Below are 12,248 nucleotides of genomic sequence, written 5' to 3' on the forward strand. Positions count from 1 at the left end.
AAACATATCACCACGTAACTGGCTGATGTATGACCCCTTCCCTATGCGATATGACGTTAAAAAACGGTTATGCCACGCAACGTTGAGAATTATGCCAAGTTTTTTGAAAATTATGCCAAGTTGATGTGAAAACGCCCCTACTCGGTAGTTCTTGTCGCACCTTCGACGGTATTGGCCTTCAAGCTAGGTAGTTCGTGTCGCAGCAGGCGAGACTGTCCGTTTATTTTTCATTCGTGCGACGTGAGCTACCTAGTAGATAGCCGCTTGACTCGGTTAGGCTCTGATAGAGCCAAGGGGGGCGTGCGATGAGTGGAAAAGAGCCTAACTACAAAAAGCTGCAAGCGCGGCGGCAAATACTCATGTCGGAGATCGACGGTGCGCCGGTCACATCGGATGATCAGAGCGATCCTGTCATTCCGCCAGGCGGCGTTGCGCAACTCAACCTGGGGCTTCTTGCACCGCCTGACCCCCAGCCGGAGTTTTTTGAAAAGGACTCGAGTGCCCTGCAGGATTTTCAGGGCGTGGTGGCCAACAATTACCGTGAGCGCGACGGCCTGTCGAATTTGTTCTCCCTCTGGGACAACATTCCCCGCTTTTCGGGCTTGGCCCTGCAGGGGCGGTTCAAGAGCGAGCCGGGGGAAGAGCCTCTGGAGATTTTCAGCCACAAGTTCGAGTTTGGCGATCAGGTCTGCGAAATGGTGCTGACCCCGGCCCAGATCAACGAGACGATCAACGGCAAGCTGTGCAGCGTGTTTTACTATCCAGGGCTCACCGAAGAACTGCTGGAGCTGTCTCTGGTGAAGATGGCCATGGATCGCACTGAGCTGTTCAAAAGCGATGTCGGCCCCGATCGCGCCTACGGTGTTTCGTTCTCGCTGTCCTCGCTGCGCACCTTCATGTCCGCCAACAAGCGTGGCCGCACTTACCCCGAACTGATTCGCTCGCTCCAGATTCTGCACAAATGCAATTTGGAGGTGCGGATCAATAATGTGCTGCTGGCGTCCGGCCCTATCCTGCCCGATCTTTACTCCTACTCGCAGCGCGGCTTCAAACGCAATGACCCGAACGCGACTTGGGCGGCGCGCTTTCACCCGATGATTTCCATGTCGATCGAAGACCGCGCCTATCGCCAGTACAGCATTGAGCGATTGATGTGCACGCACTCCAAGTCGGCGCTGGTGCTGAGCAAAATACTGGTGACGCGGGCCAGGAACATATCGACCACCGTGCCCTTTCGTATCAGCTATCTGGAATTCGTGCGGCATTGCGGCGAGCTGCAGTATTCGCGGCGCAGCGATGGCATCCGCAAGTTCATTCAAGTGGCCGAATCGCTCAAGAAGTTCGGGACATTAAGCCGGGTCGAGTCGAAAAAAGTGATCGGTGAGCGCGGGAAGGTGATCGATGTCGAGTTGGCCTTGTACGGCAGCGCCTCCTTTATTCAGGAAGTGAAGGCCAGTCACCTGAAAGAGCGCGTCGTCTCGGAGCGTCAAGAGCCCCTGCCCCCTGCGGGTGGCAAGAAGCGGCCACGTTGATTAGACGGCAAAGCGCCCACCGCTAGGGGTGGGCGCGTTGATCCAGTGATCCCTATTGGATAGAGATTCGTCTCTCGGCATCGACCGTGACCGTGAAACTCTTGCCAGCCAGCGCTTGGGCCAGATGCCCCAGTGTCTCGCTGAGGTGCTGTTGAAGTACAGCCACCGGAGAGTCGCTGGTATGCAGGATTTTCAGCTGGTAAATCTTGGTTGCGTCCTTGTCGAGCAGGGTTTCATCACGGTCTTTTTCATCACTTTCCCCGTAGGTATCCAGCGCTAGGAGCATGTCGCTGATGTGACCTTGTTCGGCTCCGCGAGTCACCAGCAGCGTCTTGCTCTCGCAATCGTAGACCGCCGCTTTTTCGACCTCCACGGCTGCGAAGCGACTATCCGAGGGAGTCAGGCTGATGCCCTCGCAGATCACCACGCTACACGGCATCCAGTCGTAAAGCGCGACCGTGGCCTCGCCCAGCACCTCGATGGGGGTGGCTTTCACCACAAAGCCATAGCTTTCAGAGCTTGCGTTGGCGTAGACATCCAGCGTATTGGCCTTCACCCAGTGACCGGCATCAAGCTGGGTGTAATTCTGGATGACGCGGGTGCGGGTGGCGGCCAGATAGGTGCACACCGCGCTGAGCGGGTCGGGTTCCTCGTATTCCAGATTGGCCAGAAACACCTCGGCGTTGGGCTGAATGTGTTCATCGCCCCACTCGAATACGTCATTCTCGCCATAAGCCGCCAGTGCGTCGACGGTATGCACCCAGCCCTTGGGAAGCGGCAAGTCGTTGAGCAGGTGCATCATGCCCCAGTTCTGGCAGCGATGAAAAAAGCTGTCAATAAACATCTTGGCGGACAGGTTGGCCTTGGCCTCGACCAGACGGGCGCGACACAGTTCCAGCAATTCTTCCTTGATGCCTCTATAAACCGCATCACGATCGATCAGTTGGTCACGATCCGGCACACGGGCACGCACCTTGCTGCTATCAAGATGCAAAACCGACAGTCGCTCCGGGTTTATGGCCCGTTGTTCGGCCTTCATGGGGAGGTTTCGGTGGAAAGCAGCAGAAAAACCGGGGAAGTAAAAGTCGGAGCATAGGCTTTCCATGACAAAGCCTTGCAGGACTATGACCACTGCGGAATTCCAGCGCTGGAGTACGCCCTCCTCGGTGACGGGCACCAGACAGCCTTGGAGCGCTCCGGCTTCAAGTGCCTTGCCGCCTTGCTGCTGGCGTAGCGGCGCAGGCAACAGCTCGCCATTGAACAGGATGTCGATGGGGAATGCCTGCGCGAGCGCCGCGAAAAGCTCCTGTGCCTTCTCCTCGCAAAGCGGCTGCTTTTCCTCCTTGAGCGCATCCTTGATGATGAGTGAGATACGGGTGCCCTGCTGCCCTTCGACCGCCTCAAGGTCGAGGGGCTCGAAAGCGAGGATGTCGGCGGTGTCGGCGTCGAGACGCCAGCTGCCCGACTCGACGGTAATCCGGTCGGCGGCAAACAGCGAGGCCGCGAAACCGATCCCGAAGGGATTTTCCTGCGCCATCATGTCCATATCCTGCCACTCGGATTTGCCGATGCAGAACAGCACTTGAGGGTCGGTGATACCGTGGCCATCGTCAGTCAGGGTCAAGATTCCGTCTACATAGTTGACTTCAACCTTGCTGGCACCTGCGCGGCGGGCGTTCTGGAGCAATTCCTTGAGGAAGGTGGTGTTACTGGTGAACTGATCTGCCAGAGTACGGATAGTGCCGTTGCGAGAAACGTCAAGAGTGATGGGTTGTGTGATTGCGTTCATGGCGATTGCCTCATGTCTGGGTTGGGTCGGCGGTTGCCGATGTCGCTCTGTTGTGAGCTGACAAACACAGTATTGCCTATATATAAGATTGCGTCAACCCATATATGATGTTTTTTTCTCCTATGGCTCGGCCTATGCGTGGAGGGTGGCGAGTTTCGCTGGAAGTTGAGTGATTGGCTCAGCAGGGGCCGTTAAGTGAGTGTCGGCGCAGCGAGGCCGGAACGGGATTGCGTGCGGCTTCCAGCAGGGCATCGACATGCCCCAGCGCGGCTTGGCGGACGGCTTCGATACTCTGGCGGGCGTCCAGCACCTTGATGCGTCCGGGCTCCTGGTCGGCTCGTTCAAGATACCCGGCGCGAACACGCTCGAATAATGTCCCGGCTTCAAGCTCGATGCGATCCTTCTCTGCGCCCGTGGCATGGCCGCGATGCCCCATGCGTTCCAGAGAGGTCGATACCGGCAGATCGAGCAGCAAGGTCAGGTCGGGGCGCAGGTCGCCCAGGGCCATGTTCTCCAGGGCTTCGACATGCGCCAGCGGTAGCCCGCGACCTCTATATTGGTAGGCGTGGCCAGAATCATGGAATCTGTCGGCCAAAACACAATCGCCCCGCGCCAGCGCCGGAGCGATTACCTCGGCCACCAGCTGGGCGCGGGAAGCCGCCATCAGCAGCAGTTCGGTCATGGGGTCTAACGCCTGGTTGCGACTGTCCAGCAATACCTCGCGAAGCTGTTCTCCGATGGGAGTGCCACCGGGCTCGCGCACCTGGACGACGGTGTGCCCTGCCGCCTCCAGATGCGAATGGATGGCCGCGATCTGCGACCCCTTGCCACAAGCATCGACCCCCTCGACGGAAATGAGCTTGCCGGGTTTTATGGGCGTGGGCATGGGAGTGCGCCTTTTGCTGTTAAACATGAGGGGTAAACCCAGTATACCGGAGCCATCCCCCTCTCTGGGGTGACGCGAACGTGGCCCACCATGCCAAAGTGTCGCCGGGTTATTGCGGTGTTCAGCATGGGTAAGGCCTCCTATGGGACAAGTCTGCAAGACGATAGCGGTTCGTTGCTGGGGGTGAAGATGGAAACGCCCCCTACCGTCTTGATATAGGGGTCAATGCGCGGAGTCGGGTCATGTGAAAACGAAATACCGACCAAACGCTGGTGTGGGGCGTGAGCAGCTACGCTATGGGGGCTGTATGCCCACAGGAGAAGGAAGGCGGGGATAAACGGGGATTGGGTGGGACTTGGCCTTAAAGGACGTAGCGAGGGCCCTTGCAGCCGCCGCGCCAGCCCCGCCCGTTGCGGGCGGGATGCGTTGTATCAGGCCACGTTTGCGGCCTTGAAATCGTTGTCTTCGGCCTTGAGCATCGCCTGCGTGGGCTTTAGTCCGCGCTTGCGCAGTGCCGCTGCGTAATTTTTCAGTAGTTCATTGGCAATCCAGCCGACACCACCATTGCTTGCCAACATCACTTCATGAAAACGTTCATAGAACTCAGGTGGATGGCCGTGCCCCGTCAAATCAGAAGAAGTGTGGCAGAACTCGTGAATCAGGATGCCCGCGAGTCGCGTGGCACCCGAAACCCCTTGGCGCAGCAGCTTGGCCGTTTCACGCTCCACCGCCACATAGGTCGCCCCGTCCGTCCACGCTTCCGCCGTCTCGCTGACCCCAAGGATGATATTTCGCGGAGCGGGCCTTTCATTCAGGGCGGTACGAAAGCAGCTTGGGATATAGTTGGCCGCTTCATTCATCGCTTTTAGCGCACATTGCTCAATCTTGGTCAAATCCTTGCGCGAATCCAGTGGCTCGTGGGTATCACTGAACATATCTGCATAATCAGTAAAATCCCTCACGTTGCCACGAAAGCAAACGGTATCCCGCATGCCGTCACCTGCAAAGTATTGGCTGGTCGCCACCGCTTCCAATTTCGCTTGCACGTTCTCGACACTGTAGGCATTCAGCATGTCCATCATGGAGGGGTGCATGACAAAGACACACCCCTTCTCGTGTACACGAATCGCCAGACGTTTCTGGTCGTCGGTGCAGAAGGTGATTTCCTTGAAGTTTCTCAGTCGACCGATAGGGTGGCGCTTGCCGGTCACATCCTTGAGCAGGCGCAGCTTTTCGACATCCGCATCATTAAAATTGATTTCATTGGACAGCAGTTGGTGAAGAAGGAATTCCGCCTCGTTGTCGTTCAAGGCTTTGCTCTTGCGGGTACGCTCGCCTGCGCTGGCGCGAATCAGGCGTTTGGCTTCCTTCCAGAGACTGCACTTGGATTCGAGAATGTCATTGCGGGCGACATTCACCTCAAAGGCTTTTTTGGAAACCACAATACCGCCCGTGCCAAAAGTGTGGGCCGGAAAATGACGCACAAGGACACCGATGCTATAGACCGACAACTGCCCCTTGGCTTGCATCTTGATATACAGATCGTCGGTTTCAATGTCCCATTTTTGATCTTTGGGTAGTTTGGAAATGCTGCGTCCATTCAGGATGACTGGAATCTGGGCGTACTTGGCCAACTCTTCCAACTCGCGCTCGGTGCGGTCAACGTCGCTTGGCAACATGGGATCGTAGAAGCGCCCCGTGACGGTGAAGCCCTCTTGTTCGGGCAGGTCATCCCGCAGGTCGTACTCAAGGCCGTTCTTGCGAATATCAACGTCCATCTGGTGCGTCGAGGTACGCATAGTCGTCGGAGCGAAGGCCCACGCCTGAGCGCGGCCCAGCCCGTAACGCCCGTAGACGCGACCTTCATTGTCACCGTGGTCAAAGCCCAGCGTGCCAAGGCATTCGCGCACATCATCCAGTCGTTGCACCCCCTTTCCGTTGTCAGTAACGGTGAAGCCTTCGGTATCAAGGGTGATGGTTACTTTACTGGCATTGCCGTCGACACTATTCATCACCATCTCGAGCAAGGCTTTAGAGAAACTGCCGGCCTGACCTTCAATCATGTGAAAAATAAGCTGACTGCCGACCTGAATCTGGTGTTTTGCCATGATGTTTTTCCCTCTGCGGTTGCCTTGGTTCATGTCGGTGATCACCGACGCACACAGATAGATTAGTTTATATATGTATTTACGTCAACCCATATAAAGAGAAAAGCGAAACGCACCGCTAAGCGGATGTGGAGGGCGTTGCCGGGTAACGGCTATCGGGTGCTTGGTGACGGTGGCAAGCACCCGTGGATACGGGAGGTTCCTACCGGCGACTGATCATACGAAAGAATCGGAAAAGCACCCAAAAGAAGCCATAGACCAGTGCGCCTGCGTACAACACCGGCCCGAGGCCATCCTCCTTGTAAAAATCAATCCATGACGGGACATAGCGAATCAATGCCAAGACTATCCCGGTAAGGACAATCGTTACCCCTGGGTCCTGCACTAATGACCGCAACCAACGGAAAGGCAGCATGGCCACGATGAAGGCCATGCCCAGCACAAAGCAAATCGGGTAAAACAGCACCTTTCCTGCGGGTTTTCGAGAGCGAAGCCAAGCTGTATTTTTCGCACCGAGTCCAAACATGGATAGTCTCCTTTTGGGTATTCTAGGGGCCGAGCGCTTCAAAGCCCCTTAGTCGTATGTCCGTATGCGTCTCAGTCAACAGTACCAGCCTTTTTCTAAGCAACAAAGTTTGCTTTGGGGGTGGCATCGCCCGCGCACACCTTGCGTACTTGCTCGCGCCCCGCCGTATTCTTGGTAGGGCGGTGACGTTGCGTCTGGTTCACATCACGGACGGGCCTTTAGTGCGATGCGGGGTGGACGCCATCGGTGACGGCGTGGCCTGAGCGGTGGCTGGGCCTTGGCGCTGCTCGGCGGCGGCGGTCTCGGCGGCGATGCGCTCGGCTTCCTCGATCAACATGGCGCGAAAGCGACTGGTTCCTGGCGAGCCATCGCTGGCGGTCGCCGTGGCGTCGATATCTGCCGTTTTGGTCTGGGTCGAAGTTTTGCCCGGTATGGCACTGTCCGCTTCTGGAGCTTTTCCATGGGGCGGTTGCAGGTCTGGGTCGGGATGGTCCGGGGAGGCATCCTGCCGGGCCATGACCCGCTTGATGCCAGCCATTGCATTCGTCAGTCCAAGGGTGTCTGCCATACCCCCCAGCCAGTGCTTCTTGGTGTCCTCGACCTTGTTGTCCAGGGAGGCAACCGCTGGCCCCGTGGTGTCAGCCTGAGGTGATGCGCCCTTCTCAGCCTCCTGATGGACACCGAACTGCGTCTGAAACAAGTTCGGCTGGTAGGCGTACCCAGCGTCCATTCCCCCTTTCGCCTCGAACTGGCTTACCCCTGCTTTGGCGACTGCCTCAAAGAAGGTGGTCACGCCTTCGGGATTTTTCTTGTAGAGTTCTTCCAGTGCATCGGCAACCGGGCCTGCGCCCATGGTGTCGTGACCATCATAGGATTGGCCACCGGGCATCTGGCTGAGCACCTCCAAATACTCAGCCCGCTCCTGATCCGACATTTCAGTGAAAAAATCAGGCTTGGTGTCGTGGTCGTGGAGAATTTTACGCAGACCTGTGGCGTGATCGTTATCGACACTAAGCCGACCGATCAGCTGGTGCGCATCGTACTCATTGTCCCTGCCAAGTTGGTGAAGGATCATGTTGTAATGCGCGTTGGATACGTGTCTTTCGGCAACGTCTATGTCCGCGCCCACCACCTCCTTCATGATCGCGGCGTTGTCGACATCGACAACCGAGATCGCCAGGTTGTAGCCAAGATGCTGAATGTCTTGCAGGTCCATGGATTCCAGGTCTATCCGATCATTCGCCACCAGATGCTTGAGGGCCAGCAGGCTCGGCTGGGTCATATGAGACGTATCCAGACTACCATCGCCGGGACGCACGACGGTTCGATCACGATACTGGATGAACCCATCGATATATTCGAGTGACTGCGCCTTGTCGAGCCCCTCATTGGTCATCTTGTCTTTTAGCAGCGCCGATACACCGATGATATCTGACGCCTGCTCGGTGAGATGCGTTTGTGCCGCCGTAGCCTCATAGATTCCTTCTGACTTGTATTCGGCAGCCGCATGCCCCACCTCGTGCCAGATCGCAATAGTGCGGTAGTCATCCTCGGTGAACGGGGTGTTGGCAAACGCCTCAGTGCCAATGTCGAAGCCTTTATCCAGCGGCACGATATAGTTTGGATCAACGTCGCTGCCGAACGTGACGCGAAAGTAAGTGGGGGCGTTGTAGGTATCGGCCGAATCCAGAAAGGGTTTGACGCCGGCATACGCCTCGCTGTCGAGATAGTCCTGTCCGAAGTGTTTCGCAATGAACTGCTCGGTCGGGGTGTCGTAGAGAAACGTCAACACCTCCCCTTCCGAAAAGGGGTTCTTGTAGACGGCGTTTTCCTTGTTCTGGTTAAGCTCCCTGAAGTTATCCAGCGTCAGCGTCTCCAGGTCCAGCTTTGCCGCCTCGCCTTTCACCTCGGCCGCCGCCACCGGGCTATCCGGCGTCGCATGCGTGTTTTCCAGCGGCTTGGCAAACGCCGACGACACGGAATTGACGCCAATAATGGCGGCCATGGCCACAGTGAGAACCTTTTGCTTATCCAGTCCCTTGCCGTGCGAGGTAACGGACGCGAGGCCGCTACTCAAAAACAAATTGAGATCCATGCCGCCCCCCTTTAATCGACTTGTCGGAATTGCAGTTTCCCGGCTGGAAAATCCATCATGAATAAAGGGGTTTTGATCGGTTCGCTCAGCCCCTTGAACTCAATGACACGATTGCTTTCATCCTTAATGTAAAGATTCCCGTCATATTGCCCGACGAAGCTGAGATTCCCCTTGGGGAGGGTGGTATTGGACACAATGCCGTGCTGATTTTCGTGGTTCTCCATCACCACATAATCTTTAACAATCATATAAATCCCCTTCTCAGATAATGGTTTTTCTATTTTGTCATGGTGGCATGCCGTGGTGGACTTTTAACCAAATCGTATAGAAGCGCGCATGTCCCCTTCCTGAGTTATATAGGGTCCAGGGAGAAGCGAGCGGGCGAAAAAAGAGCTGGCGTAGTCGAAGTAGACATCCCAGTGATGCTCTAACTCCCTCGCCCGACAGGGCAGGCCTGTCACGCGGCACCTGTCCTGACGGTGTTGGCGGGCGATTGTGAGGCATACCGCCCGCGCCCTATCCGTTTGGCTTTCTGTTGGCACACCTTGCGTACCTGTTCGCGCCACGCCGGATTCGCGGTGGGGCGCCGATCGGCAACGTAGTTGTATATCTCACGCAGCGTGGCTTCCCCGCCCATACGCGCCAGCGCCTCGCCGACAAGCTCGCCCCAGGTGGCCGGGCCTTCTCGCATGGCGTCCTGGGTTTCCTTGGGAAGCTCCTGCAGGTAAGCCAGTTCGTCGTAAAGCGCGAACCCCACCATCAGGCGCTTCTTGTCCTTGGTGAACGTGGCGAACACCAGGGGGTACTGGAGGCCTTGAAAGAGGTTACGCGGCAGCATTTCCTGGGTGAGACTCCATTGTTCGCTGTAGCGAACCGTGCGCCGAGCATTCTGGAAGAAATAGGCGGGCAGCACGAACGCCACCCGACCGTCCTTGGTCAGCAGGTCATGCGAGCGATCAAGGAACTGCTCGATGGTGCTGGTGGAAAATGGCGGGTTGCCCACGATGGCGGTGGGCTGGTGTGGGAGATCAATCGTGCGAAAATCCCCGCAGATGACTTCCCGGCCTGTGATCTCCCGTGGCTGTTGCGCCAGCACGGGGTCGATCTCAATGCCTGTGACCGGCACATGGCCGGGAATGGCCTGGAGAAAGCGCCCGATTCCGCAGCTGGGTTCGACCACGAAATCGTCGCTGTCCAGGTGTCTCAAGTGGGCGCGCACCAGCGCCTCGGCTGCCCAGGCGGGGGTCATGTATTGGCCCAAACGCTTGGTCGTGTCTTGAGTTGGCATATTTGTTCTCCCCTTGGATGCCCGTCGTTAGCTGGTGCGGCGGATGACGGCCACCGCGCCAGCCAGCTTTACCCGGCGATCAGCGCCAGATACTCGGCTTCGGTGAGAACCCGCACGACTACCCTGCCCGCTTTCTCGTTGATCTTCTCGGCCTTGGCGAGCTTGCTGCCCGCCTTCTCACCGATGACCAGCATGGTGGTCTTGGCATTCACCGCACTCTGAATTTCGGCACCCAGGGCTGCCGCCTCAGATTCCATGACCTTACGGCTGCCGACTTGCATGGTGCCGGTGAACACGATCTTCTCAGCGGCCAGCGGGCCTGCCTCGGTGCTGGCGCTAACCGGGGCATCCGCTTCAAGGGTGAAACCCAGCGAGTGCATGTGCGCGATAGTCGGCCATATTTCATGCAGGGAGGCTGCAATGGCAGGCGAGGTCAAAGCGCCAAACCCCGCGATGGCGTTGATCTGCTCAGGGGTGACATGCTCAAGCTCAGCCAAGGGGATTTCTGCCAGCAGCTTGCGAGCATCCCCTTTGCCCAGGTGACGGATACCAAAAGCGGCCAGCCAGCGCCACTCCATGACAGGTTCGTTCAAGCTGCGCGCCAGCTGACCAACGAGGTTGGCTGACTGTCCCGGCCCGAAGCCCACGGCCTCGAAATCCTCGGTTTGCATGGCGTAGATTTCAGGCAATGTTTCAATGCCCGCGTCCACCAGTTTGGTGATGGCCTTGGGTCCGAAAAGATCAACATTCCCGAGAGTGTGGAACCAATGCCGCAGCCGCGCTTCTGTCTGGGATGAGCAGCCAGCCGTGTTGCTGCATACAAGGTGTTCACCTTCCTCGATGGCTTCGGTCTCGCAGACCGGACAGTGAGTGATGATAAGGGGATTGGGAGAAGGGGTTATCACGTTAAGCAGCTTGGGTATTACAGAGCCGGAACGTGTGACCAGGATTTCTGCGCCCTCCCCCAGGCCCAGCGCGATCAGATTTTTCGCGGTGTGCGCCGTGGCCTTGGAAACGTTTGCTCCACTCAGGTAGACCGGGGAGATTTCAAGGGTCGGAATGATACGTCCGGTTCTGCCGGTAGTCAGGCGGATGCCTTCCACTGTGGAAATGGCGGTTTCCCCCTGCTTTTTGATCGCCATGACGGCGCGTTCATGGTGTGAGGTTGCCCCCATCGCTTCGCGTAGGGCCGCGTGAGCGACTTCCACCACCATACCGTCAGTCTCGTACTGGTTATCGGCAATCACAGCGTCGTACAGCCCTTGCCAGTCGCTCAGCAGTTCGTCGGCGGTGACGGTGCGGTCGCCCAAGATAGCGAACGGCACGAAGCGGATGGCACCTTCCTTGAGAGCCAGATGATGATGGGGTTTTAGGGTATCCGCCCCCACAAACCCGGCAATGAAGTTGCGCGCATGATCGAGTTCGTGTTCGGTGTCACGGCCCAAATGGGCGTCGAAGAAGGTTTTGCAAGCGACAAGCTCACCGCGCCCCAAGCCACGCCCGCCGAGCATGGCGACACCCCGTTCAACAATGCGCGTAATGTCCTGACCCTGGAGGCCGTCGCCGCGAGTGACCACTTGCTTGCCCCCATCTTCCGCCGCGATGCCGTCGAGCTTTGGCGTCAGGCGAAAGCGCAGGCTTGTTGGGTCAATGCCTTGTTCTTGGGCGGCGCGTTGGACTTGCTGGATGAAGCGAGCGACTTCTTCGTGCGTGTAGCACTTCTGCGTCGATAGCATGGGGGTCGCGTGGCGCACCGTAGGCGCGTTGAGCGCCAGCGGCTCCGGCTCGACTTCATGCAGAAAGGGATGGTCGGCATTTTCCCGGCGCAATGCTGCGAGAAACACCTGATCGTAGATTACATCGGAGACGATGGGCGCACCTGAACGGTAAGCAGCGTTCAGTTCACGGCACACATCGGCCAGGGAGTCGGAGCGATCGAGCAGCGCCAGCGCCACCTCGTTATCGGCAATCAGGTCGGCATTGGGCAGAATGGAGAGCTTGGCAGTCATGCGAATATCCTCGAA

At 57.6% G+C, this 12,248-nt stretch carries 9 protein-coding genes; 1 reads left to right on the top strand and 8 read right to left on the bottom strand.

Going from position 1 to position 12,248, the window contains the following annotated elements:
- Positions 1-359: 359 nt before the first annotated feature.
- Entirely contained in the window at positions 360-1,532 is a 1,173-nt protein-coding gene (locus DU506_RS01590) for a hypothetical protein (protein WP_147273726.1), read from the top strand.
- Between the two features lie 52 nt (positions 1,533-1,584).
- Here the strand turns inward: DU506_RS01590 and DU506_RS01595 are convergent, their stop codons facing one another.
- The 8 genes from DU506_RS01595 to DU506_RS01630 form a co-directional block, all read right to left on the bottom strand.
- Positions 1,585-3,321, bottom strand: coding sequence for an ATP-binding protein (locus DU506_RS01595; protein WP_114485206.1), 1,737 nt, complete (start codon positions 3,319-3,321; stop codon positions 1,585-1,587).
- 178 nt (positions 3,322-3,499) lie between these two features.
- Positions 3,500-4,207 carry a dTMP kinase gene (gene tmk / locus DU506_RS01600; RefSeq protein ID WP_114485207.1) on the bottom strand — a complete coding sequence of 236 codons (708 nt, stop codon included), beginning with the start codon at positions 4,205-4,207 and terminating at the stop codon, positions 3,500-3,502.
- Between the two features lie 431 nt (positions 4,208-4,638).
- Positions 4,639-6,315, bottom strand: coding sequence for an ATP-binding protein (locus DU506_RS01605; RefSeq protein ID WP_114485208.1), 1,677 nt, complete (start codon positions 6,313-6,315; stop codon positions 4,639-4,641).
- A gap of 202 nt (positions 6,316-6,517) precedes the next feature.
- Positions 6,518-6,841, bottom strand: a complete 324-nt coding sequence (locus DU506_RS01610; protein WP_114485209.1) for a hypothetical protein — start codon at positions 6,839-6,841, stop codon at positions 6,518-6,520.
- 199 nt (positions 6,842-7,040) lie between these two features.
- Entirely contained in the window at positions 7,041-8,936 is a 1,896-nt protein-coding gene (locus tag DU506_RS01615; RefSeq protein ID WP_114485210.1) for a hypothetical protein, read from the bottom strand.
- Positions 8,937-8,947: 11 nt separating this feature from the next.
- A complete protein-coding gene (locus DU506_RS01620; protein WP_114485211.1) occupies positions 8,948-9,184 on the bottom strand; it encodes a hypothetical protein in 237 nt (78 codons plus the stop codon).
- Positions 9,185-9,393: 209 nt separating this feature from the next.
- Entirely contained in the window at positions 9,394-10,224 is an 831-nt protein-coding gene (locus DU506_RS01625) for a class I SAM-dependent methyltransferase (RefSeq protein WP_114485212.1), read from the bottom strand.
- Positions 10,225-10,292: 68 nt separating this feature from the next.
- A complete protein-coding gene (locus DU506_RS01630; protein ID WP_114485213.1) occupies positions 10,293-12,233 on the bottom strand; it encodes an NAD-dependent DNA ligase LigA in 1,941 nt (646 codons plus the stop codon).
- Positions 12,234-12,248 lie beyond the last annotated feature (15 nt).

The sequence above is a fragment of the Vreelandella rituensis genome (genome assembly GCF_003336665.1).
GTDB lineage: Bacteria > Pseudomonadota > Gammaproteobacteria > Pseudomonadales > Halomonadaceae > Vreelandella > Vreelandella rituensis.

Coding starts and splice junctions, on each gene's coding strand:
- DU506_RS01620 (WP_114485211.1), bottom strand. CDS start 9,184: ATGATTGTTAAAGATTATGTGGTGATGGAGAACCACGAAAATCAGCAC.
- tmk (WP_114485207.1), bottom strand. CDS start 4,207: ATGCCCACGCCCATAAAACCCGGCAAGCTCATTTCCGTCGAGGGGGTC.
- DU506_RS01605 (WP_114485208.1), bottom strand. CDS start 6,315: ATGGCAAAACACCAGATTCAGGTCGGCAGTCAGCTTATTTTTCACATG.
- DU506_RS01590 (WP_147273726.1), top strand. CDS start 360: ATGTCGGAGATCGACGGTGCGCCGGTCACATCGGATGATCAGAGCGAT.
- DU506_RS01630 (WP_114485213.1), bottom strand. CDS start 12,233: ATGACTGCCAAGCTCTCCATTCTGCCCAATGCCGACCTGATTGCCGAT.
- DU506_RS01595 (WP_114485206.1), bottom strand. CDS start 3,321: ATGAACGCAATCACACAACCCATCACTCTTGACGTTTCTCGCAACGGC.
- DU506_RS01625 (WP_114485212.1), bottom strand. CDS start 10,224: ATGCCAACTCAAGACACGACCAAGCGTTTGGGCCAATACATGACCCCC.
- DU506_RS01615 (WP_114485210.1), bottom strand. CDS start 8,936: ATGGATCTCAATTTGTTTTTGAGTAGCGGCCTCGCGTCCGTTACCTCG.
- DU506_RS01610 (WP_114485209.1), bottom strand. CDS start 6,841: ATGTTTGGACTCGGTGCGAAAAATACAGCTTGGCTTCGCTCTCGAAAA.